This is a genomic window from Pseudomonas sp. NPDC007930 (genome assembly GCF_042958985.1).
Lineage (GTDB): Bacteria > Pseudomonadota > Gammaproteobacteria > Pseudomonadales > Pseudomonadaceae > Aquipseudomonas.
Genome location: NZ_JBIBKC010000001.1, coordinates 865,520 through 886,805, shown reverse-complemented (window position 1 = coordinate 886,805; position 21,286 = coordinate 865,520). Strand labels below are relative to the sequence as shown.

General features: G+C 64.3%; 20 protein-coding genes and 1 tRNA gene. 15 read left to right on the top strand and 6 right to left on the bottom strand.

Going from position 1 to position 21,286, the window contains the following annotated elements:
* Window position 1: 1 nt before the first annotated feature.
* A complete protein-coding gene (adhP, locus tag ACFZCE_RS04060) occupies window positions 2–1,030 on the bottom strand; it encodes an alcohol dehydrogenase AdhP (RefSeq protein WP_390936296.1) in 1,029 nt (342 codons plus the stop codon).
* A gap of 264 nt (window positions 1,031–1,294) precedes the next feature.
* Between adhP and ACFZCE_RS04055 the strand changes: the two genes are divergently transcribed.
* The 3 genes from ACFZCE_RS04055 (at window position 1,295) to ACFZCE_RS04045 (ending at window position 4,502) form a co-directional block, all read left to right on the top strand.
* Window positions 1,295–2,767: a DUF945 family protein gene (locus ACFZCE_RS04055; protein ID WP_390936294.1), complete on the top strand. Its 1,473-nt coding sequence runs from the start codon at window positions 1,295–1,297 to the stop codon at window positions 2,765–2,767.
* 124 nt (window positions 2,768–2,891) lie between these two features.
* On the top strand, window positions 2,892–4,208 hold the full coding sequence (locus tag ACFZCE_RS04050; protein WP_390936292.1) for a Fic family protein: 1,317 nt from the start codon (window positions 2,892–2,894) through the stop codon (window positions 4,206–4,208).
* Window positions 4,209–4,265: 57 nt separating this feature from the next.
* Window positions 4,266–4,502 carry a penicillin-binding transpeptidase domain-containing protein gene (locus ACFZCE_RS04045; protein ID WP_390936450.1) on the top strand — a complete coding sequence of 79 codons (237 nt, stop codon included), beginning with the start codon at window positions 4,266–4,268 and terminating at the stop codon, window positions 4,500–4,502.
* On the opposite strand, the gene ACFZCE_RS04040 is transcribed toward ACFZCE_RS04045, so the two are convergent.
* From ACFZCE_RS04040 to ACFZCE_RS04030, 3 genes are all read right to left on the bottom strand, one after another.
* Window positions 4,428–4,661 carry a type II toxin-antitoxin system mRNA interferase toxin, RelE/StbE family gene (locus ACFZCE_RS04040; protein WP_390936291.1) on the bottom strand — a complete coding sequence of 78 codons (234 nt, stop codon included), beginning with the start codon at window positions 4,659–4,661 and terminating at the stop codon, window positions 4,428–4,430. The two genes, ACFZCE_RS04045 and ACFZCE_RS04040, sit on opposite strands and share 75 nt — an antisense overlap.
* Before the next feature lie 33 nt (window positions 4,662–4,694).
* Window positions 4,695–5,000, bottom strand: a complete 306-nt coding sequence (locus ACFZCE_RS04035) for a type II toxin-antitoxin system RelB/DinJ family antitoxin (RefSeq protein WP_390936289.1) — start codon at window positions 4,998–5,000, stop codon at window positions 4,695–4,697.
* A gap of 386 nt (window positions 5,001–5,386) precedes the next feature.
* Window positions 5,387–5,463 (bottom strand) — tRNA-Arg (locus tag ACFZCE_RS04030).
* A 328-nt stretch (window positions 5,464–5,791) separates the two neighbouring features.
* On the opposite strand from ACFZCE_RS04030, the gene gabD reads away from it, so the two are divergent.
* The 3 genes from gabD to ACFZCE_RS04015 all read left to right on the top strand — a co-directional run bounded on the left by gabD (window position 5,792) and on the right by ACFZCE_RS04015 (window position 10,006).
* Window positions 5,792–7,240 carry an NADP-dependent succinate-semialdehyde dehydrogenase gene (gene gabD, locus ACFZCE_RS04025; RefSeq protein ID WP_390936287.1) on the top strand — a complete coding sequence of 483 codons (1,449 nt, stop codon included), beginning with the start codon at window positions 5,792–5,794 and terminating at the stop codon, window positions 7,238–7,240.
* Window positions 7,241–7,381: 141 nt separating this feature from the next.
* On the top strand, window positions 7,382–8,659 hold the full coding sequence (gabT, locus tag ACFZCE_RS04020) for a 4-aminobutyrate--2-oxoglutarate transaminase (RefSeq protein ID WP_390936285.1): 1,278 nt from the start codon (window positions 7,382–7,384) through the stop codon (window positions 8,657–8,659).
* 120 nt (window positions 8,660–8,779) lie between these two features.
* Window positions 8,780–10,006 carry an HDOD domain-containing protein gene (locus ACFZCE_RS04015; RefSeq protein ID WP_390936283.1) on the top strand — a complete coding sequence of 409 codons (1,227 nt, stop codon included), beginning with the start codon at window positions 8,780–8,782 and terminating at the stop codon, window positions 10,004–10,006.
* Here ACFZCE_RS04015 and ACFZCE_RS04010 read toward each other — a convergent pair whose 3' ends face one another.
* The gene (locus tag ACFZCE_RS04010) at window positions 10,007–10,996 is read right to left on the bottom strand and encodes a diguanylate cyclase (protein WP_390936281.1); all 990 of its coding nucleotides are present in this window, start codon (window positions 10,994–10,996) and stop codon (window positions 10,007–10,009) included. It abuts the gene before it with no gap.
* A gap of 144 nt (window positions 10,997–11,140) precedes the next feature.
* On the bottom strand, window positions 11,141–12,325 hold the full coding sequence (gene desA / locus ACFZCE_RS04005) for a delta-9 fatty acid desaturase DesA (RefSeq protein WP_390936279.1): 1,185 nt from the start codon (window positions 12,323–12,325) through the stop codon (window positions 11,141–11,143).
* A 147-nt stretch (window positions 12,326–12,472) separates the two neighbouring features.
* Between desA and dibA the strand changes: the two genes are divergently transcribed.
* The 9 genes from dibA to ACFZCE_RS03960 all read left to right on the top strand — a co-directional run bounded on the left by dibA (window position 12,473) and on the right by ACFZCE_RS03960 (window position 21,259).
* A complete protein-coding gene (dibA, locus tag ACFZCE_RS04000) occupies window positions 12,473–14,326 on the top strand; it encodes a phosphodiesterase DibA (protein ID WP_390936277.1) in 1,854 nt (617 codons plus the stop codon).
* Between the two features lie 144 nt (window positions 14,327–14,470).
* Complete coding sequence (gene oscA / locus ACFZCE_RS03995) at window positions 14,471–14,653, top strand: sulfur starvation response protein OscA (RefSeq protein ID WP_390936275.1); 183 nt, start codon at window positions 14,471–14,473, stop codon at window positions 14,651–14,653.
* A gap of 116 nt (window positions 14,654–14,769) precedes the next feature.
* Window positions 14,770–15,795 (top strand): sulfate ABC transporter substrate-binding protein, encoded by a 1,026-nt coding sequence (locus ACFZCE_RS03990; RefSeq protein WP_390936274.1) that lies wholly within the window; start codon window positions 14,770–14,772, stop codon window positions 15,793–15,795.
* Window positions 15,796–15,861: 66 nt separating this feature from the next.
* Entirely contained in the window at window positions 15,862–16,680 is an 819-nt protein-coding gene (gene cysT, locus ACFZCE_RS03985; protein WP_390936272.1) for a sulfate ABC transporter permease subunit CysT, read from the top strand.
* 10 nt (window positions 16,681–16,690) lie between these two features.
* Entirely contained in the window at window positions 16,691–17,554 is an 864-nt protein-coding gene (gene cysW, locus ACFZCE_RS03980; protein ID WP_390936270.1) for a sulfate ABC transporter permease subunit CysW, read from the top strand.
* 3 nt (window positions 17,555–17,557) lie between these two features.
* The gene (locus ACFZCE_RS03975) at window positions 17,558–18,535 is read left to right on the top strand and encodes a TOBE-like domain-containing protein (protein WP_390936267.1); all 978 of its coding nucleotides are present in this window, start codon (window positions 17,558–17,560) and stop codon (window positions 18,533–18,535) included.
* Between the two features lie 282 nt (window positions 18,536–18,817).
* Window positions 18,818–19,390 (top strand): alpha/beta hydrolase, encoded by a 573-nt coding sequence (locus ACFZCE_RS03970; RefSeq protein WP_390936265.1) that lies wholly within the window; start codon window positions 18,818–18,820, stop codon window positions 19,388–19,390.
* A gap of 48 nt (window positions 19,391–19,438) precedes the next feature.
* Complete coding sequence (locus ACFZCE_RS03965; protein WP_390936263.1) at window positions 19,439–20,380, top strand: sigma 54-interacting transcriptional regulator; 942 nt, start codon at window positions 19,439–19,441, stop codon at window positions 20,378–20,380.
* Between the two features lie 93 nt (window positions 20,381–20,473).
* Complete coding sequence (locus ACFZCE_RS03960) at window positions 20,474–21,259, top strand: MetQ/NlpA family ABC transporter substrate-binding protein (protein ID WP_390936261.1); 786 nt, start codon at window positions 20,474–20,476, stop codon at window positions 21,257–21,259.
* The last annotated feature ends 27 nt before the right edge of the window (window positions 21,260–21,286 follow it).

Below are 21,286 nucleotides of genomic sequence, written 5' to 3'. Positions count from 1 at the left end.
CTTACTGCTCCATGTCGATCACGATGCGGCCTTCGATCTGGCCGGCGCGCATCTTGTCGAACACCGCGTTGATGTTCTCCAGCTTGTCGCTGGCCACGGTGGCCTTGACCTTGCCTTCGCCGGCGAAGTCCAAGGCCTCTTGCAGGTCCTGGCGGGTGCCGACGATCGAGCCGCGCACGGTGGTGCCGTTGAGCACCATGTCGAAGATCGACAGCGGGAAGTCCCCCGGCGGCAGGCCGTTCAGGGCGATGGTGCCGCCACGGCGGGTCATGCCCATGGCCTGCTCGAAGGCTTTTGGCGACACCGCGGTGACCAGCGCGCCATGGGCGCCACCGATCTGCTCCTTGAGGTACTTGGCCGGGTCCAGCTCACGGGCGTTGACCGTGACCTCCGCGCCGAGGCGGCGGGCCAGGGCCAGCTTGCCGTCGTCGATGTCGACCGCGGCCACGTTCAGGCCCATGGCGCGGGCGTACTGCACGGCCATGTGGCCCAGCCCGCCGATGCCGGAAATCACCACCCACTGGCCCGGGCGGGTGTCGGTCATCTTCAGGCCCTTGTACACCGTGACCCCAGCGCAGAGGATCGGCGCGATTTCGACGAAGCCTACGTTGGCTGGCAGCTTGCCGACGTAACCGGCATCGGCGAGGGTGTATTCGGCAAAGCCGCCGTTCACCGAGTAGCCGGTGTTCTGCTGGCTTTCACAGAGGGTTTCCCAACCCCCCAGGCAGTGTTCGCAGTGGCCACAGGCTGAGTACAGCCATGGCACGCCCACGCGGTCGCCTTCTTTCACGTGGGTCACCCCAGCGCCCACCGCCACCACATGCCCAACGCCTTCATGGCCGGGAATGAACGGTGGGTTGGGTTTGACCGGCCAGTCCCCGTCGGCCGCATGCAGGTCGGTATGGCAAACGCCGGAGGCAGCGACCTTGACCAGTACTTGCCCGGCGGCCGGGGTGGGCACCGCCACCTCGCGAATCTGCAGGGGTTGGCCAAAAGCATGGACGACGGCGGCTTTCATTGTTTTAGTCATGGGTCTTTCCTTAACAGTCTTGTTGTGGAAAAAACGCGCGTCTTGACGCCCTGCCATGAGAGCAAGCGCCGGGCCAGTGCGCTGAAGGCCCCGGCCAGGGCGGTTGCGCCGCGCCGCGGGGTGAGCGGCTGCTGCAAACGTGCAACGGCCTGGGTGACAGAGTGTGCCGTGGCCGGTACGGCCACCATTGACCCAGCGCAGCAAACAGGTTAATCAGCACGGCCACGTGCTACGGAAGCCAAACGCTTAAGGACCCCACGCTGTATGAACAAGATCGCAACCCTCGGCGCTGCCGTGATCATCATTGCCGGCGCCGCCATCACCGGCGGCGCCTGGTACACCGGCACCCGCATCGAACCCCTGCTGCGTGAGCAGCTGGTCGACCTCAACCAGCAGTTGGCGGTGTCTCTGGCTGGCCAGGGGCGTAGCGCGCAAGTGGCCCTGGCTTCGTTCGACCGGCAGTTGTTCTCCAGCGATGCCCGCTATGAAGTCACCGTGCAAAGCCCGCAGTTGTTTGGCGGCCAGCGCACCACCCTGAACGTGGCCGAGCACATCGAACACGGGCCGTTCCCCTGGTCGCGGGTGAAAACCCTGCACCTGCTGCCGGTCATGGCCAGCAGCCAGTTCGCCCTGCAGAACAGCCGCGAACTGCAAGGCTGGTTCGACCTCACCCAAGGCGTGGCGCCGGTGACCGGCCAAGCCACCCTGGGCTACGACCAATCTCTCGAAGCCGGCCTGCAAGCGTTGCCGCTGCAGTGGAGCGACGCCCAGAGCAGCGGCGCGTTCAGCGGCCTGAACGTGCAGGTCAAAGGCACCCAGGACGGCCGCGAACTGCACGTGAGCGGTACCCTCGACAACCTCGAAGCGGCCTTCCACAACCGCGAAGGCGAAGCGCACTTGCAGTTGGGCGGCGTGGTGCTCAACAGCGGCGGCCTGAAGGGCCAGTCGAGCTTCTACCTGGGCAACAGCAGCGTGAAAATCACCAAGGCACTGCTGCAGATGCCGAACAAGCCGGCCCTGGAGCTGAACGGCTTCCTCGGCGTGGGCAGCCTTGAAGAAGAGGGCGGCAAGCTCAAGGGCAGTACCGACTACACCCTGCCGGATGTCCGCGTGGGCGGTGCTGCGGCAGGCAGCGCGCAGATGCGCTGGGTGTTCTCCAACATCGACGCCGGCGCCGCCGCCGACTTGGCGAAGGTCTACCGCGAAACCATCGAGCCACAAGCCCAGGCCGCCGCGGCTGCCGGTGTGCCGTACAACCCGCAACTGACCCAGGCCGAGCAACTACAGCTGCAGGCCAGCGGCATGCGCCTGCTCGCCGGCCAGCCGCACATCGCGCTGGAAAACCTCGGGCTGAAAACCGCCAACGGTGAAAGCCACCTGAGCCTGGTGCTTGACCTCGCCAAACCGGCCGACATGGAACAACCGCCACTGCTGCTGGCGCAGCAACTGGTCAGCCGGCTCGACGCCAAACTGGTGCTCTCAAAGCTGACCATTCAGGACCTCACCACCCTGCAAGGCCAACTGCAGGGCGAAACCGACGCCGCCGCCCTGGCCCGCAACGCCGAAGGCCAGGCCAACCTGGTTGCGACCCTGGCCACCCTGCAAGGCGTGGCGCGGGTTGAGGGCAACGACATTCGCTCTGACTTGCACTATGAGAACGGCCAGGTCGATTTCAACGGGCAGAAGATGACGTTGCAGCAGTTTTTGGCGTTTTTGATGAGTAAGGTGGCGGGCTAAAAGCTGCCGGCATGGCACGCTCCAGGGTGCCGATGAGAAGATTTGATAAGATTACGATAAGATTATTATCGTTTACTGATAAGAAAGTGATAAGTTTTGGCTTTCTTCTCATCGGGGCACTGCCATGCCGGATTCAAAGCTTTCTCAGCAGGTTATCCGGCAGCTTGAAGCGCAAGGCGAGCAAAGCGCCGGCGAGCTCGCCAACGGCCTTGGCGCCAGCAGGCCCACGCTGAACCGGGCGTTGGCTGCCTTGGTTGAAAGTGGCCAGTTGCTGATCACCGGCGCTGGCCGTTCCACGCGTTATCTGTTGGCGGGCAATACGCCTGCCACCGGCAGAGCATTCGCTTACGGTGCTGCTGCCCAAGAGCGGCTGATCACCCTACAAGCCCCTTTGGGGGCCCGTGAGCCAGTCGGTTATCAACGTGAATTCGTCGAACGCTACCTACCCAACCACAGCAGCTTGCTCCCCGCCAAGCTTGCGCAAAGCCTCTTCGAACAGGGCCGCGCCCGAGGGCAGCAGCCCGCGGGTACCTATGCGCGCACGGTCCTCCAAGAGTTGCTGATCGACCTCTCCTGGCACTCCTCGCGCCTGGAGGGCAACCGCAAAAGCCTGCTAGACACCCGCGCGCTGTTTGCCCGAGGGCGATCACCCGGTGACGATGTCGATGCGATCATGTTGCTCAACCACAAGGACGCCATTGAGTTCATCGTCGACGCCGTGCCTGAATACGGGCTGCGCGTGCCGGTGTTGCGCAACATCCAGGCAGCGCTGATGAGCGACCTGCTGCGCGACCCGGCCGCCATTGGCGGGATCCGCCACACGGTGGTGAATATCTCCGACTCGGCGTACGTCCCGCTGCAAGCGCCGGGCCTGCTGGAGGAGGTACTCGAGGAGGTGGTCGCCAAGGCCAAGGCCATCAAAAACCCGGTCGAGGCGGCGTTTTTCCTCTGGGTGAACATCGCCTACCTGCAACCGTTCGAAGATGGCAACAAACGCACCAGCCGGCTGAGCGCGAACCTGCCTTTGTTGCTGCAGAACTGCGCGCCGTTGTCGTTCATCGACGTGCAGAACAGTGATTACGCAATGGCAATGCTCGCGGTGTATGAGTATTGCGATGTGAGCCTGGCGGTCGAGCTGTTCGAATGGACCTACCTGCGTTCGATCAAAAAGTACGAAGTGCTGGTGCAAGCGATGGGCGTGCCGGACCCACTGCGCGCCCGGTACCGTGAAGCGCTGCGTGGCGCGGTGAGCGATGTGGTGCTGGCGCGCCTGCCGCTGGGCGATCTGCAACGCTACGGCGTTGAGCCCAAGGACCTCGCGGCATTCGGGCAGTTGTTGAGCCAGGAGCTGAGCATGCTTCAGCCATTCAACTGTTCGCGCTACCGCTTGGGCATTCGTATTGTCGAAGCCTGGATCGCGGATGGCCGGCCCGGCGCCTAAGGGAGGGTTGAAACCATGAGGTGTATTCGTGTTCTTGCAGCCAGTGCCTGCCTCCTGTTGCTGTGCAGCCCAGCCGCCCAGGCCAAGACCCTCTGCACGCTGATCACCGACGCCAGCAGCGGCCAGGTGCTGCAACACACTGGGGACTGCACCACCCGGGTCACCCCGGCGTCTACCTTCAAGCTGGCACTGAGCCTGATGGGCTTCGACGCCGGCTACTCATTTGAAGAGTTCCGAATGGCTTCCCAAGTCCACGAAGGTCACTCTGTTACCTTCAATGATGTAGATGAGTAGAAAGTCACCGCCAATGTGGCACTCTCGTGCGCCAGCCCAGTTCCCCAATAGCTCGTGGTCTAGGTACTCCGCGGGTAGCGGCTGGCCCGAAAAATAAGGGCCATCACCTCTGCGGCGGCCTTCATGTCGCGCAAGCCAGCTCGCTTGTACCGTTCCCATGACTTGTCGAAGGTCTTGGTGTATGCGCACGCCCTAGGCCTTTCGGCGCGTTTTGGGTTTGGCCCTATGCCCTTCTTCGCCATTTAAATCGCTCAACATTTCAGCCGTGGAGTGATAGTGGCGGTGGATGTCCTGAGCTTCCTGCAGGGCTTTCTCTGTACGGGCAGACGGCACGCGAACCTCGAAAGGTATCCCCTCGGTCGCGACAACTTGCCGGAAGAAAAGCCGCATCGCATCGCTGACGCTAAGCCCGCATGCGTTCAGAATCGCTGTCGCACGCTCCTTTAGGTCTTCGTCGATCCTGCACCGCACATCTGTGGTTTTTAGCGCTGTTGCCATGGTTGAGGGTTCTCCCTAGTTTTGTAGCTACATTGGTGCTACATGTTGCCTGCAATTATCTGAGCATGGGCACGGGTGTCAACTCATTGCGGCCGGAAGGAGCGGCTTGCCTCAGCGCGCCAGGCCTTTACAGCGCGGCGGGACTATAGGGCTGAGCAGCAACTGCCGCAACGGTCAGCCATAGGCTTTGTTTTGCAGTTTATTAGGGAGCGGGAGGGCGGCTGTGCCGTAATGCTGTTCACTTAAGCAATCGGAGTGTTATATCGAGGGTGAAAGGCCCTGATCTGTTCAGGTGGCTTACTGAGCACCTGACCGGGCTGGCCCTTCGGCCCTCACAGCCGCCGCAGAAACACAAAAGCCCGCACAAGGCGGGCTTTTGAAGAAGATGGCGCACTCGGCGGGATTCGAACCCACGACCCCTGCCTTCGGAGGGCAGTACTCTATCCAGCTGAGCTACGAGTGCAACGCGGGCGCCATGATACCCATCCGGGGCGGGCGCGTCCATGCCTGAGCGCAACGGGATGTTTTAAGCCGCCCGTGGCTTATTCCAAACGGCCAAACCCGCCACACCCGCTATGCTTCACAGGCTGTGCAACATACCCCGTTCTTTTTTTCGAACACCCTCTTGTCCTTTATAAGCATAGAACCTACGATCACGTTTGAGATTCCGAACGCTCCTGCAGGCCCCAGCGTATCGCGGTGAATGAATACGCGCCGGCGGCTTCTAAACCAGGCCCCAATAACAACCAGCGAGGCGCCGAGCTGCCCAAGCCGCGCCGAAGGAACCCGATATGCAACTCAAAGACGCCACCCTGTTTCGCCAAAAAGCCTATATCGACGGTGCCTGGGCCGATGCCGACAGCGGCCAGACCCTCAAGGTCAACAACCCCGCCACCAACGAAATCCTCGGCACCGTGCCGAAAATGGGCAAGGCCGAAACCCGCCGCGCCATCGAGGCCGCCGACAAAGCCCTGCCGGCCTGGCGTGCCCTCACCGCCAAAGAACGTTCGGCCAAGCTGCGCCGCTGGTATGAGCTGATGCTCGAGAACCAGGAAGACCTCGGCCGCCTGATGACCCTCGAACAAGGCAAGCCACTGGCCGAAGCCAAGGGCGAAATCGCCTATGCCGCCTCGTTCATCGAGTGGTTCGCCGAAGAAGCCAAGCGCGTGTATGGCGACACCATCCCGGGCCACCAGCCCGACAAGCGCCTGATCGTGATCAAGCAGCCGATCGGCGTGACCGCGGCCATCACCCCGTGGAACTTCCCCGCCGCGATGATCACCCGCAAGGCCGGCCCGGCGCTGGCCGCCGGGTGCACCATGGTGCTCAAGCCAGCGTCGCAAACCCCGTACTCGGCCCTGGCCCTGGCCGAGCTGGCCGAGCGTGCCGGCATCCCCAAAGGGGTGTTCAGCGTGGTCACCGGCAGCGCCGGCGAAGTGGGCAGCGAGCTGACCAGCAACCCGATCGTGCGCAAGCTGTCGTTCACCGGCTCGACCGAAATCGGCCGCCAACTGATGGCTGAATGCGCCCAAGACATCAAAAAGGTGTCGCTGGAACTGGGTGGCAACGCGCCCTTCATCGTGTTCGACGACGCCGACCTCGACAAGGCCGTCGAAGGCGCGATCATCTCCAAGTACCGCAACAACGGCCAAACCTGCGTGTGCGCCAACCGTATCTACGTGCAGGATGCCGTGTACGACGCCTTCGCCGAGAAGCTCAAAGCTGCGGTGCAGAAGCTCAAGATCGGCAACGGCATCGAAGAAGGCGTGACCACCGGCCCGCTGATCGACGAAAAAGCCGTGGCCAAGGTCAAGGAGCATATCGAAGACGCGCTGGCCAAGGGCGCGACCGTGCTTACCGGCGGCAAGGCCCACGCCCTGGGCGGGACCTTCTTCGAGCCGACCATCCTGGCCAACGTGCCCAAGGATGCGCTGGTGTCCAAAGACGAAACCTTCGGCCCGCTGGCGCCGCTGTTCCGTTTCAGCGACGAAGCCGAAGTCATCGCCATGGCCAACGACACCGAATTTGGCCTGGCCTCGTACTTCTATGCCCGTGACCTGTCGCGGGTGTTCCGCGTGGCCGAGGCGCTGGAGTACGGCATGGTGGGCATCAACACCGGGCTGATTTCCAACGAAGTGGCGCCGTTCGGTGGCGTGAAGGCCTCGGGCCTGGGCCGCGAGGGCTCCAAGTACGGCATCGAGGACTACCTCGAAATCAAATACCTGTGCATCAGCGTCTGATGCACCCGGGCCAGCCCTGACGCTGGCCCGCCACCCCAGGCGCAGCGGCCCCACGGCAGTCGATCATCGTATGCTGCCGTGGCCTCGCCGCCGCGCTTTAGCCTTGAACCGGCCGACGATGAGCGGCCACTGAGGACTGACATGAGCAAGACCAACGAATCCCTGATGCAGCGCCGGATGGCCGCCGTTCCCCGCGGCGTGGGCCAGATCCACCCGATCATCGCCGACCACGCGAAAAACTCGACCGTCACCGACGTCGAAGGCCGTGAGTTCATCGATTTCGCCGGCGGCATCGCCGTGCTCAACACCGGCCACCTGCACCCGAAGGTGATCGCCGCCGTTGAAGCGCAACTGCACAAGCTGACCCACACCTGCTTCCAGGTGCTGGCCTACGAGCCCTACATCGAGCTGTGCGAGAAGATCAACGCCAAGGTGCCGGGTGACTTCGCCAAGAAAACCCTGCTGGTCACCACCGGTTCCGAAGCGGTCGAGAACGCCGTGAAGATCGCCCGCGCCGCCACCGGCCGCGCTGGCGTGATCGCCTTCACCGGCGCCTACCACGGCCGCACCATGATGACCCTGGGCCTGACCGGCAAGGTCGTGCCGTACTCCGCTGGCATGGGCCTGATGCCCGGCGGCGTGTTCCGCGCCCAGTACCCATGCGAGCTGCACGGCGTGAGCGTTGACGACGCCATCGCCAGCATCGAGCGCGTGTTCAAGAACGACGCCGAGCCCAAGGACATCGCCGCGATCATCCTCGAGCCGGTGCAGGGCGAGGGCGGCTTCTACGTCGCGCCCAAGGCCTTCATGCAGCGCCTGCGCGCGCTGTGCGACCAGCACGGCATCCTGCTGATCGCTGACGAAGTGCAAACCGGCGCTGGCCGTACCGGCACCTTCTTCGCCATGGAGCAGATGGGCGTGACCGCCGACCTGACCACCTTCGCCAAGTCCATCGCGGGCGGCTTCCCGCTCGCCGGTGTGTGCGGCAAGGCTGAAATCATGGACGCCATCGCTCCGGGCGGTCTGGGTGGCACCTACGCCGGCAGCCCGCTGGGTTGCGCCGCCGCGCTGGCGGTGATGGACGTGTTCGAAGAAGAAAAACTGCTCGAGCGCTGCCGCGTGGTGGGCGAGCACCTGACCGGCAAGCTGCGCGACCTGCAAGCCAAGTACCCGGTGATCGGTGACGTGCGTGGCCTGGGCGCGATGATCGCGGTTGAGCTGTTCGAGAACGGCGACCCGCACAAGCCAAACGCCGCCGCGGTGGCCGCCGTGGTTGCCAAGGCCCGTGAAAAAGGCCTGATCCTGCTGTCTTGCGGGACCTACGGCAACGTGCTGCGCATCCTCGTGCCGCTGACCGCCGAAGACGCCCTGCTCGAGAAAGGCCTGGCCATCCTCGACGAGTGCTTCGCCGAGCTGTAATGTGATCCATTCGGCAGAAAAGCCCGCCATTCGGCGGGTTTTTTTTCGCCGATGCCCCCATCCTGGCTGTTATGTTGTTAGCTGTTGATGGGCCACAATGCATTGGCCCAGGAGACCGTTATGGCTGAAGCCCCCTCCGCGATACCTCGGGTTCTGATTGCCGAGGCCGACCCGTGGAGCCGCGACATGCTGGCCCAATTACTGCTCAGCGTGCGCTGCGATGCAGAGCTACAGGTGTGCGAAGACGGCCAGAAGGCGTGGGCTGAAATCGCCAAGCACCCGCAGTTGATCATCTGCGCGCGTGAGCTGCCGGGTATCGATGGCCTGGAATTGCTCCGCCGGGTGCGCAAGCATGCCGGGCGCTTGCCGTTCATCCTGATGAGCGAACGCGCCGACAGCGCCAGCGTGCGCGAGGCGATCCCGCTGGCGCCCACCGCCTACCTGACCAAACCCTTGAACGTCGAGGCGTTGCGCAAGCGGCTCGAAGGCTTGCTGATCAGCCCTGAGGAACCGGTGGTCTGCGATGTGCCGACCATCCTCCCCGGGATGACCCTCAATGGCTTCCTCGAAAGCCGCCGGGAGGTGTCCGACGGCGCCCCGGTGATGGCCGACGTGCAAGACGCCGTGCGCCGCAGCCTGCAAGCCCGCAGCCTCGACCTGCGGCAGCTCGAAGAAGACATCCGCACCGACCCGCAAGTGACCGCCGTGCTGATCTCCGCCGCCAACGCCGCGGCGCGGCACCGCGAAGGGGTGGTGCAAACCCTGATGCAGGCCCTTAGCCGCCTGGGCGCGACCCAGAGCATGAACCTGATCCTCGGCCTGGCGCTCAAGCGCAGCGCCCGGCTAAACGACCCTGAACTGGCCGAGTTCGCCGAAACCTACTGGAAGTTGTCCCTGCACACCGCCGAGTTCGGCCGCACCCTGGCGCGGCTGACCGGCATCGACGAAGAACGCTGCTATTGCGCCGGCCTGCTGCATTGCCTCGGTGACCTGGCGCTGCTGCGCTGCCTGCAGGAGTGGAAGCTCGGTGGCGGCAGCCTGGAAGAAGGCCAGGTGCAGCAATCGCTAGACCGCTTCGGCGCCAGCTTCGGCTCAGCGTTGCGCACGCGCTGGCGCCTGCCGTTGGGCCTGCGTGAACTGATCGCGTCGATCTACGCGTTAGGCGGCGGGGTGTACTCGCGGGATATTCTGGTGATGAACCTGGCCGGGCAAATGGCCCGCCTGGGGCCGGAGGAAGAGCAACTCGACGTGCTCGCCAACGGCAAGACCGCGCGCCTGCTCAAGCTCGGCCGCCTGGAACTGGGGCGCCTGCGCAAGGCCGCCCCGCCGCAAGCGCAGGCGATGTAGTCAGCCTTCGATGATCTGGTTCTTGCCCTGGCGCTTGGCCTGGTACATGGCGGCGTCGGCGCGGGAGTAGAGGTTGTCCAGCGCTTCATCGGTGTCGAGCACGGTGGTCAGCCCCTGGCTCACCGTTACCCCGTATTGCTTGCCGTTGCTGGTAAAGCTCAGGCGCTGGATTTCGCGCTGCAGGCGCTCGGCAATCTGCAGCGCCATGTCGGCCGCGCAGCCCGGGAACACCGCGGCGAACTCCTCACCGCCAATACGCCCGAACACGTCACCCCGGCGCAGCGTGCCCTTGCCCACCTCGGCGATGCGCTGCAGCACGGTGTCGCCTTCCTGATGGCCGTAGGTGTCGTTGATGATCTTGAAGTCATCGATGTCGAGCAGCAGGAACGACATCGGCGTGCCCTGCAGCCGCGCCTGCTCGAACTCGCGGTGGGCGCATTCGAAAAAGTGCCGGCGGTTGCTGCTTTGGGTGAGCACGTCGGTGGTGGCCAGGCGTTGCAGCTCGCCTTCGAGGTGCTTCTTTTCAGTGATGTCCTCGGCAATGCCGAACACCACCACTGGCTTGCCGGGCTCTTGCTGCTGGCTGATGAAGCACTTGTCGCTGAGCCAGCGGATTTGCCCGTCGGCGCTGATGATGCGGTACTCGCGGTCTTCGATCGAGCCGCGCTCGAGCACTTCGGCCAGGCTGCGCTCGGCGTAGTCGAGGTCGTCGGGGTAAATGCTGTTGCGCCACTCGTTGTAGTCGGCCAGCAACAGCCCGGCGGAGCGGCCAAAAATGCGCTCGTAGGCGGGGCTGACGTAGATCATTTGCTGGGTTTGCCAGTCGAACGCCCAGAGTACCGCGTTGACGCTGGCCAGCAGGGTGCTGAACAGTTGCTCGCGCTCACGCAGCCGGGCCGACTCGCCCTGGGCGTGCATCAGGGCCAACAGGGTTTCGGCGGCTTCCGGCAGCTGTTCGATAGGCTGGGGCGGCGTCTGTTTGTTGGCCATCATCACGGCTACTCACTAGGGGGTAGGAAAAAGCCCCACCGGCAGGCGCCGGCCTACAGATGTTGCGCAGTACGAGGTCAGAGTGGTTTTTTCCGGCGAAGTTCCCTCTGGCGCGCCCCGCAGCGGCGCGCCAGATAAGCGGCGTCAAGCGCTGGTGGGCTTGAGCGAGTAGGTTTTCAGCTGCGCGGCGAAATCATGCAGGGCCTGGATGCCGCTGGTTTCGGCGTCGTGCACCCAGGCCTTCATGGCGGTGAGCATGTCTTGGCCACCGGCGCGGGTTTCGGCCCAGATCTGTGCCAGGGCCAGGCGTTTTTCGTAGATGGTTTTCAGCGCTTGGCTGTGCTCCAGCAGGCCCTGGATGCGCTGCCGGTGCTGGTCGTCGAGCAGGGTGGTTTCCCGTGCCAGCAGCGCCTTGGCGCGGCGCAGGCGCTGGCGCATGGAGGCATCGGCGCGGGCCAGCTCGAGCTTGACCAGCGGGCCGATCACCTGGCGGCGGTACTGCGCCATGATCTGAAAGCGGTTGTTGAGGATGGCCATGGCGCTGTCCATGTCTAGCGCGCCCTTGCCCTGCACCTGGTGGGGCACCGGCGCCACCCGCTGCACCTTGGCCAGGCGCAGCACTTCGAACACGCGAATCCAGAACCAGCCGATGTCGAACTCCCAGCGGCGCGCCGACAGCTTGGCCGAGTTGGGGTAGGTGTGATGGTTGTTGTGCAGTTCTTCGCCGCCGATGATCACCCCCCACGGCACCAGGTTGGTCGCGGCGTCGCGGCATTCGAAGTTGCGGTAGCCCACCGCGTGGCCGAGGCCGTTGACCACGCCGGCGGCCCAGAAGGGTATCCACACCATCTGCACGGCCCACACGGTAATGCCCAGTACGCCGAACAGCGCCAGGTCAATGACCGCCATCAAGGCGATGCCAGCCATTTTGTAGCGAGAATACACACGCCGTTCGAGCCAGTCGTCGGGGCAGTTCTTGCCGTACATGCGCAGGGTCTGTTCGTTGTTGGCTTCGTCCCGGTACAGCTCGGCGCCGCGCCACATCACCGTGCGCAGGCCCATGACCACCGGGCTGTGCGGGTCTTCGGCGGTGTCGCACTTGGCGTGGTGCTTGCGGTGGATGGCGGTCCATTCACGGGTGTTCATGCCGGTGGTCAGCCACAGCCACAGGCGGAAGAAGTGCTTGAGCGCGGGGTGCAGCTCCAGCGCGCGGTGCGCGGAGTAGCGGTGCAGGTAAATGGTCACGCTGAGGATGGTGACGTGGGTCATCAGGAGCGTGATGCCGACCAGGGCCCAGGCGCTGGGGGCGAGCAAGCCGTTGTACCACATAGGTGAAAAACCTCGGATGGAAGAGCGTTGGCACGTATAGCGTTATCGGCAGTATTCAGCGCAAGGCCAGTGGGCAATAAGCATGAAACCCAGGCGGGGGCGCGTTACAATCCTGGCCCTGTTCGCAGAAGGACCTGGGCCCGTTCCATGGCATTTCCTTATCGCAGCGCCTTGCTCATCGCCATGCTCTACTGGCTGGCTTCGCTACTTTGGTGGTGGGGCACAGGGCGTTTATTGAACAACCTTTTCCATGACAACGCTGCCGTGGCCCATTGGCAATTGGTAAGTGGATATGTCTGGGGGGCCGCTAGCGCCCTGTTGATTTTCGCCTGGCGCTCCCGCCTGCTGGGCCTTTTGCGCCGCCAGCAACAGGCCGGCGCGGCCAGCCGCGAGCGCCTGAGCATGGCCGAGGTGGTGTTCGACGCCACCCTGGAGGGGGTGCTGGTCACCGACCCGCACAACACCATCGTGCACGTGAACCGCGCGTTCATCGAGATCACCGGCTACGACGAACACGAAGTGCTGGGGCATAAGCCTAGCAAGTTCAAGTCAGGCCGCCACGACGCGGCCTTCTACCAGCGGGTGTACCAGGCCCTGGCCAGCGCCGGGCAGTGGAGCGGCGAGATCTGGAACCGGCGCAAGAATGGCGAGGTTTACCCCCAGTGGCAAACCATCCGCGCGGTGCGCGATGCGGCCGGGCGGGTCACCCACTACGTGGCGGTGTTCTCCGACATCAGCGTGGCCAAGCGCTCGGAGCAGCAGCTGGCGCACCTGGCCTGGTACGACGCCCTGACCGAGCTGCCCAACCGGTTGCTGCTGCAAGACCGCCTCGGCCAAAGCCTGCGCCAGGCCCAGGCGGGCAAGCAGGGGCGGGCATTGTTGCTGGTCGACCTCGACGACTTCCAGGCGGTCAACGACAGCTATGGCCACAGCTGCGGCGACCGCGTGCTGCGCGCCTGTGGCGAGCGCCTGCAAAGCCTGCTGCCGGCACCGTTGACCCTGGCGCGGTTGGGTGGGGATGAATTCGCCGTGCTCGACGAGCAATGCGCGTCCATCGGCGCCGCCGCGGCGCTGGCGCAGCGGGTGCTGGCGGCGTTGGCCGAGCCGTTCGAGGTGAACGGCGGCGAGCTGTTCCTCAATGCCAGCGTGGGCATCAGCCTGTTCCCCAATGACGCCCAAGACGCTGAGCAACTGCTGCGCAACGCTGACTCCGCGCTGTTCGAGGCCAAGCACAATGGCCGCGCCGGCTACGCCTTCTACACCCAGGCCCTGACCGCCCAGGCCCAGCAGCGCCTGCGGGTGGCCGCCGAATTGCGCCGGGCGCTGGAACAGCACGAATTGCGGGTGTTCTACCAACCGGTGCACCGGCTGAGCGACGGCCGCCTGGCCGGTTTCGAGGCCTTGGTGCGCTGGCAGCACCCCGAACGCGGCCTGGTGCCGCCGGGTGAATTCATCCCGGTGGCCGAGCAAACCGGGTTGATCGCCGACATCGACCGCTGGGTGATGGCCCAGGCCTGCCAGCAGATGATCGCCTGGCAACAGGCTGGCCACGGCCTGGCGTTCATGGCGGTGAACCTCTCCAGCCGGCTGTTCGGCCGGCCGGAGCTGGAGCATTGGGTGGCCCAGGTGCTGGCCGAAACCGGCCTGGCGCCAGGCCTGCTCGAGCTGGAAGTGACCGAAAGCGCGGTGATGCAAGACACCGACAGCGCCCTGGAGCAACTGCACCGGCTGCGCGGCCTGGGCCTGCGCCTGGCGATCGACGACTTCGGCACGGGCTATTCCTCACTGCTGCGCTTGAAGAACCTGCCGGTGCACAAGCTCAAGGTCGACCAGGGCTTTGTCGCCGGGCTGCCGGGCGATGCCAGCGACGTGGCGATCGTCCAGGCGATTGTGGTGCTGGCCCGCAGCTTGGGCATGCAGGTGCATGCCGAGGGCATCGAGCAGCCAGAGCAGGCAGCGTTTCTCGCGGGGCAAGCCTGCGAGTTGGGCCAGGGCTATTAGTATGGCAAACCGAAGCCGGCGGAACAGACCGAATTTTCGGTTATATAAAAATTCTTAAACATTATTTTTAAGAATATGTTGCCCCTTTTATAGTGCGCACATGCCAGGCAACACCGCCTGCCCACTGCCAAAAGGAGCAACACCATGAGCGCCCCACTGCGTAGCGTCGATGGGCAAGACGAAGCCGCCATCCTCCGTGAGATCCAGGCCGCCCTGCGCGACCTGCGTTTCGGCGCCGTGGAAATCACCGTGCACAACGCCCAGGTGGTGCAAATCGAGCGCAAGGAAAAATTCCGCCTGCAAAACCCGGGTAGCAAAGCGCACTGATACCGGGCTGCCCCACCGCTGCACCGTGAGTTGCACATTGGATACCCACCGCGCGCCCCGCGCGGCATAACCAGAAAACGCCAACGCCTTCCCCGTTTGCCATTAGGAGCAACACCATGTCTTTGCGCCGTTATGCACTGGCCGCCGCCATCAGTGCTGTTTTTGTAGGCCCCGCGATCGCCAAGGATTACACGTTGCTGAACGTGTCTTACGACCCGACCCGCGAGTTGTACGTGAACTACAACAAGGCATTCGCCCAATACTGGGAGAAGGCGCACCCAGGTGACACCGTCAAGATCAACGCCTCCCACGGCGGCTCAGGCGCCCAGGCGCTGTCGGTGATCAACGGCCTGAAGGCTGACGTGGTGACCCTGGCGCTGGCCGGCGACATCGACGCCATCGCCGACAAAACCAAGAAGATCCCTGAAGACTGGCAAGGCAAGTTCAAGAACAACAGCACCCCGTACACCTCGACCATCGTGTTCCTGGTGCGCAAGGGCAACCCCAAGAACATCCATGACTGGGCCGACCTGGTCAAAGACGACGTGGCGGTGATCACCCCGAACCCGAAAACCTCCGGTGGCGCCCGCTGGAACTTCCTGGCCGCCTACGCCTATGGCCTGAAAGCCAACGGCGGTGACGAAACCAAGGCCAAGGCCTACCTGAAAACCCTGTTCGAGCACGTACCGGTACTCGACACCGGCGCCCGCGGCGCGACCATCTCGTTCACCCAGCGTGGCCAGGGTGATGTGCTGCTGGCCTGGGAAAACGAAGCGTTCCTGTCACTGAACGAAGAAGTTGGCGGCAAGCCGGGCAAAGACCAGTTCGACATCGTGGTGCCGAAGTCGTCGATCCTCGCCGAGCCCCCGGTGGCCGTGGTTGAAAAAACCGCCGAAGCCAACGGCAACGGCGAAATCGCCAAGGCTTACCTGGAGCACCTGTACAGCAAGGAAGGCCAGACCATCGCCGCGGAAAACTTCTACCGCCCACGGGACCCGGAAGTGGCGAAAACCTTCGAGGCGAAGTTCCCGAAACTGGACCTGGTCACCATCGACGACCCGATCTTCGGCGGCTGGAAAAAAGCCCAGCCACACTTCTTCGCTGACGGCGGTGTGTTCGACGAGATCTACACCAAGAAGTAATATCGGCCGTTCCATCGCAAGCCCGGGGTTGAGCCTCGGGCTTCGCTCGTTCAGATAAGGACACTTATGTCGCGCCGTCTCTCCCCGGTCATACCCGGCTTCGGGCTGACCCTGGGCTACACGCTGCTGTACCTCAGCCTGATCGTGCTGATCCCGCTGGCTACCCTGTTCATCTTTGCCGCGCGCCTGACCTGGCCGGAATTCTGGGCGGTGATCACCGACGCCCGGGTGCTGGCCGCCCTGCGCCTGAGCTTCAGCGTGGCGCTGGCCGCCGCGGCCATCAACGGCGTGATCGGCACGCTGCTGGCCTGGGTGCTGGTGCGCTACCGCTTCCCGGGGCGCAAGGTGATCGAGGCGATGATCGACCTGCCGTTCGCCCTGCCCACGGCAGTGGCGGGCATTGCCCTCACCGCGCTGTATGCCCCGCAAGGCTGGGTGGGCCAATGGGCCGCCGAGGCCGGCTTCAAGATTGCCTACACCCCGTTGGGCATTACCCTGGCGCTGACCTTCGTCACCCTGCCGTTCGTGGTGCGCACGGTGCAGCCAGTATTGGCTGACTTCCCCCGCGAAGTCGAAGAAGCCGCCGCGTGCCTGGGCGCCAAGCCTTGGCAGGTGTTTCGCCATGTACTGGCGCCGGCCTTGCTGCCGGCCTGGCTCACCGGCTTCGCGCTGGCGTTCGCCCGCGGCGTGGGTGAATACGGTTCGGTGATTTTCATTGCCGGCAACATGCCGATGAAAACCGAAATCCTGCCGCTGCTGATCATGGTCAAGCTGGAGCAGTTCAACTACCCCGGGGCTACGTCCATCGGCGTGCTGATGCTGGTGGTGTCGTTCATCCTGCTGCTGTTGATCAACCTGCTGCAACGCCGTATCCAGGCGCCTTGAGGAGCTTGCCATGAGCCATTCCAATGCAATTTCCGCCGCCGCCGGGCGGCGTGGCAACCCACTGGCGCGGCGCGTGCTGATCGGCCTCGGCGTGCTGGTGTTCCTGTTGTTCCTGGTGCTGCCGCTGGCCATCGTGCTGACCCAGGCGCTCGCCCTGGGCGTGGGCCCGTTCTTTACCGCGATCCTCGAGCCAGACGCCCTCAGCGCGCTCAAGCTCACGGTGCTGGCGGTGGTGGTGGCGGTGCCGCTGAACCTGGTGTTCGGCCTGAGCGCCGCCTGGTGCGTGAGCAAGTACGAGTTCCGCGGCAAGGCCATCCTGGTCACGCTGATCGACCTGCCGTTCTCGGTGTCGCCGGTGATCGCCGGTTTGATCTACGTGCTGCTGTTCGGCGCCCAGGGCCTGCTCGGGCCGTGGCTCGACGACCACAACATTCAGATCATCTTCGCCCTGCCCGGCATCGTGCTGGCCACGGTGTTCGTCACCGTGCCGTTCGTGGCCCGCGAGCTGATCCCGCTGATGCAGGAGCAAGGCAGCCAGGAAGAAGAAGCCGCGCGCCTGCTGGGCGCCAGCGGCTGGCAGATCTTCTGGCACGTGACCCTGCCCAACATCAAATGGGGCCTGCTGTACGGCGTGGTGCTGTGCACCGCCCGGGCGATGGGCGAGTTCGGCGCGGTGTCGGTGGTGTCCGGGCACATTCGCGGGCAAACCAACACGCTGCCGCTGCATGTGGAAATTCTCTACAACGAATACAACATCGTGGCGGCGTTCAGCGTTGCCAGCCTGCTGTTGATCCTGGCGCTGGTCATCCTGCTGCTCAAGCAGTGGAGCGAAGCGCGACTTGACCGCCAGCGCCAGAACGCTGCGGAGGAATAATTCATGTCGATCCTTGTGCGTAACGTAAGCAAGCGCTTCAACAACTTCCAGGCCCTGAACAGCATCGATCTGGACATCCAGAGCGGCGAACTGGTGGCCCTGCTGGGCCCCTCGGGTTGCGGTAAAACCACCCTGCTGCGGATCATCGCCGGGCTGGAATCGCCCGACCAGGGCAGCATCGTGTTCCACGGCGAAGACGTGTCGAGCACCGATGTGCGCGATCGCAACGTCGGCTTTGTGTTCCAGCACTACGCGCTGTTCCGCCACATGAGCGTGTTCGACAACGTTGCCTTCGGCCTGCGCATGAAGCCCAAGGGCGAGCGCCCCACGGAAACGCGCATCGCCGAGAAGGTGCATGAGCTGCTGAACATGGTGCAGCTCGACTGGCTCGCCGACCGCTACCCGGAGCAGCTCTCCGGCGGCCAGCGCCAGCGTATCGCCCTGGCCCGCGCCCTGGCGGTAGAGCCGAAGGTGCTGCTGCTCGATGAGCCGTTCGGCGCACTGGACGCCAAGGTGCGCAAAGAGCTGCGCCGCTGGCTGGCGCGGCTGCACGAAGACATCAACCTCACCTCGGTGTTCGTGACCCACGACCAGGAAGAGGCCATGGAAGTGGCCGACCGCATCGTGGTGATGAACAAGGGCGTGATCGAGCAGATCGGCTCGCCGGGCGAGGTGTACGAGCAGCCGGCGAGCGACTTCGTGTACCACTTCCTCGGTGATTCGAACCGCCTGCACCTGGGCGCCGACCACCACGTGCTGTTCCGCCCCCACGAGGTGTCGCTCAGCCGCGAAGAGATCGAAGGCCACCACCCCGCCGAAGTGCGCGACATTCGCCCACTGGGCGCGACCACCCGGGTCACCCTCAAGGCCTCCGGGCAGGATGAGCTGGTGGAAGTGGAAGTGGTCAAGGACCACGACGCGCTGGTCGACCTGGGCAAGGGGCAAACCCTGTTCTTCAAGCCGAAGACCACTGGCCGGTAATTCAGCGCAAGGCTGAACGGCCCTTCGCCCGGCACAGCCGGCCTCCCACCAGGTCGGTGTTGTCCTTGAGTTCCGCGACAACACACAACCCGTGGGCCGGCTGCGCCGGGCTAAGGGCCCTCAAAGGCCCGCCCCATCAACCGCCCAGGCCTCTTGCCGCTTACCGCTGACCTCTTGCAGCTCCTTTTCAGTTATTACCAAATAGCTTCTTATTCCTTAAACAATATATCCCACCTCCCTATACTGGCCCCCACGCACAGCACAGCAGGCGGAGGTGCCTACATGCCCAGCGACTCGATTCGTTACCTGATCGTTCCCGGTTGGCACAATTCCGGGGAGGACCACTGGCAAACCCATTGGCAAGCCGTGCTGCCCAACAGCGCGCGGGTCGAGCAGGCCGACTGGGCCAGCCCACAGCGCCATGCCTGGGTCGCCCAACTGGATGCTGCCATCCGCGCCAGCGACACGCCGGCCGTGCTGATTGCCCACAGCCTGGGCTGCGTGGCGGTGGCCCATTGGGCCGCCACCGCGCCCACGGCGATTGCCCGCCGGGTGTTGGGCGCACTGCTGGTGGCACCCGCCGATGTTGAGCGGCCCAACTGCCCGCCGGCCTTGGCCGGCTTCGCGCCGATCCCGCAGCAGCCGTTGCCGTTCCCCACCCACCTGGTGGGCTCGGACAACGACCCGGCCGCTAGCGCCGCCCGTGCCCTCGAACTGGCCCGGGGTTGGGGCAGCGAGGCGGGCATCCTCACCGGGGCCGGGCATATCAACGCGAAGGCCGGCTTCAACCGCTGGGAGCAAGGCTTCGCCTACCTGTACCGCCTGCAAAGCCGCCTCGCCCTGCGCGCAGCCTGACTTTTACCGTAACGCCCGCCCGCTGGGAGCGGGCGGGAGTTCAACGTAATGCCACACACTGACGAAACCTCCGGCCAGCCCCTGCTGACCTTTCCCGACGCGGAAAAAAGCCCGCTGTCGATCCGCGCCAAGGCGCTGGTGTTCATTGACCCGCGCTCGCGGCAATTGCGCGAGCAGCTCGAGCACCTGGCGCCCTTGCCGGTGCCGGTGCTGATTCGCGGCGAAATCGGCACCGGCAAAGAGCTGCTGGCGCGCAACGTTCATAAAAGCAGCGGCCGCCCAGGGTTGTTCGTGTCGGTCAGTTGCGGCGCTCTCAGCCCGGCCCACGCCGAGGCCGAGCTGTTCGGCTACACCGCCGGCACCTACGCCAGCGCCGCCGGGCGCACCGGCTGGTTCGGCTCGGCCAGCGGCGGCACGCTGTACCTCGATGAAATCGGCGACCTGCCGCTGGCCCTGCAAACCAAGCTGCTGGCCGTGCTGGAAACCCACGAAGTCACCCGCCTCGGCGCGCGCCAGCCGACCGCGCTGGATGTGCGCCTGGTGGTGGCGAGCAGCATCGACCTGGCCCAGGCGGTGGCCGCGGGTAAATTCAACGAGCGCCTGTATCGTTACCTGCACGAGGGCGACCTTGAGCTGCCGGCCCTGCGTGACCGGCCGGCAGACATCGTGCCGCTGGCCGAATACTTTCTCGGTGTGCACAGCCAGCGCCTGGGCCTGGCGGTGCCGTACTTCGACGAGGCCGCGCTGGCGCGGCTGGCGGCGCACAGTTGGCCGGGCAATACCCGCGAGCTGGAAAACGTGGTGCATTTTGCCTTGCTGGTGAGCAGCGGCGAGGTGATCGAGGCCGGCCATCTGAACCTGCCCAGCGAGGGCGCGCAGGCCCTGCAACAACGCCTGGCGGCGCAGGTGGCGCAGGCTAGAGGCCCTGAGGTGGTCGCGCTGCGGCGGTTGCTCGAGGCGGCTCTGTTGCAGCTTGAAGAACAAGCATAAGCACCTAGCTAAAAGTTATTTCAACGTTATAACGCGAGCCGGTATCGTCTGCGTCAAGCCAGCCCCGGCTGGCACCTAACCCAAGGATTTAAAATGAAAAAAACCCTTTTGCTGTCGGCTTTTGCCGCTGCCCTGGCGTTCGGCGGTTTCGCCACTGCCGCTGAAAAACTCACCGTCGCCGCCACCCCGATCCCGCACGCCGAGATCCTCGAACTGGTCAAGCCGATCCTGGCCAAAGAGGGCGTCGACTTGCAAATCAAAGTGTTCACCGACTACGTACAGCCCAACGTTCAGGTTGATCAAAAACGCCTCGATGCCAACTACTTCCAGACCCTGCCCTACCTGAAAAACTTCAACGAAGGCAAAGGCACTAATCTGGTCACCGTCATCGGTGTGCACGTCGAGCCCTTCGGCGGCTACTCGAAGAAGGTCAAAAACATCAAAGACCTGCCCGACGGCGCCACCGTGGCCATCCCCAACGAGGGCAGCAACAGCGGCCGCGCCTTGCTGCTGCTGCAAAAGGCTGGTGTGATCACCCTGAAAGACCCCACCAACGCCCTGGCCACCCCGAAAGACATCGCCGAGAACCCCAAGCACCTGAAGTTCAAGGAGCTTGAGTCGGCCATGCTGCCGCGCGTGCTGGACCAGGTCGACCTCGACCTGATCAACACCAACTATGCCCTGGAAGCCGGCCTGAACCCGGCCAAAGACGCGCTGATCATCGAAGGCAGCGACTCGCCTTACGTGAACTACCTGGTTGCCCGCCCGGACAACAAGGACAGCGACGCCCTCCAGAAGCTGGCCAAGGCCCTGACCAGCCCTGAAGTGAAAGCCTTCATCGAGCAGAAGTACAAAGGCGCGGTACTGCCGGCGTTCTAACCACCTGCCGCAGGTGGCCAGCACAAA

Bases quoted from the DNA above. Each gene is read 5' to 3' on its own strand.
- adhP (WP_390936296.1), bottom strand. From the start codon at position 1,030: ATGACTAAAACAATGAAAGCCGCCGTCGTCCATGCTTTTGGCCAACCC.
- ACFZCE_RS04055 (WP_390936294.1), top strand. From the start codon at position 1,295: ATGAACAAGATCGCAACCCTCGGCGCTGCCGTGATCATCATTGCCGGC.
- ACFZCE_RS04050 (WP_390936292.1), top strand. From the start codon at position 2,892: ATGCCGGATTCAAAGCTTTCTCAGCAGGTTATCCGGCAGCTTGAAGCG.
- ACFZCE_RS04040 (WP_390936291.1), bottom strand. From the start codon at position 4,661: ATGGGAACGGTACAAGCGAGCTGGCTTGCGCGACATGAAGGCCGCCGC.
- ACFZCE_RS04035 (WP_390936289.1), bottom strand. From the start codon at position 5,000: ATGGCAACAGCGCTAAAAACCACAGATGTGCGGTGCAGGATCGACGAA.
- gabD (WP_390936287.1), top strand. From the start codon at position 5,792: ATGCAACTCAAAGACGCCACCCTGTTTCGCCAAAAAGCCTATATCGAC.
- gabT (WP_390936285.1), top strand. From the start codon at position 7,382: ATGAGCAAGACCAACGAATCCCTGATGCAGCGCCGGATGGCCGCCGTT.
- ACFZCE_RS04015 (WP_390936283.1), top strand. From the start codon at position 8,780: ATGGCTGAAGCCCCCTCCGCGATACCTCGGGTTCTGATTGCCGAGGCC.
- ACFZCE_RS04010 (WP_390936281.1), bottom strand. From the start codon at position 10,996: ATGGCCAACAAACAGACGCCGCCCCAGCCTATCGAACAGCTGCCGGAA.
- desA (WP_390936279.1), bottom strand. From the start codon at position 12,325: ATGTGGTACAACGGCTTGCTCGCCCCCAGCGCCTGGGCCCTGGTCGGC.
- dibA (WP_390936277.1), top strand. From the start codon at position 12,473: ATGGCATTTCCTTATCGCAGCGCCTTGCTCATCGCCATGCTCTACTGG.
- oscA (WP_390936275.1), top strand. From the start codon at position 14,471: ATGAGCGCCCCACTGCGTAGCGTCGATGGGCAAGACGAAGCCGCCATC.
- ACFZCE_RS03990 (WP_390936274.1), top strand. From the start codon at position 14,770: ATGTCTTTGCGCCGTTATGCACTGGCCGCCGCCATCAGTGCTGTTTTT.
- cysT (WP_390936272.1), top strand. From the start codon at position 15,862: ATGTCGCGCCGTCTCTCCCCGGTCATACCCGGCTTCGGGCTGACCCTG.
- cysW (WP_390936270.1), top strand. From the start codon at position 16,691: ATGAGCCATTCCAATGCAATTTCCGCCGCCGCCGGGCGGCGTGGCAAC.
- ACFZCE_RS03975 (WP_390936267.1), top strand. From the start codon at position 17,558: ATGTCGATCCTTGTGCGTAACGTAAGCAAGCGCTTCAACAACTTCCAG.
- ACFZCE_RS03970 (WP_390936265.1), top strand. From the start codon at position 18,818: ATGCCCAGCGACTCGATTCGTTACCTGATCGTTCCCGGTTGGCACAAT.
- ACFZCE_RS03965 (WP_390936263.1), top strand. From the start codon at position 19,439: ATGCCACACACTGACGAAACCTCCGGCCAGCCCCTGCTGACCTTTCCC.
- ACFZCE_RS03960 (WP_390936261.1), top strand. From the start codon at position 20,474: ATGAAAAAAACCCTTTTGCTGTCGGCTTTTGCCGCTGCCCTGGCGTTC.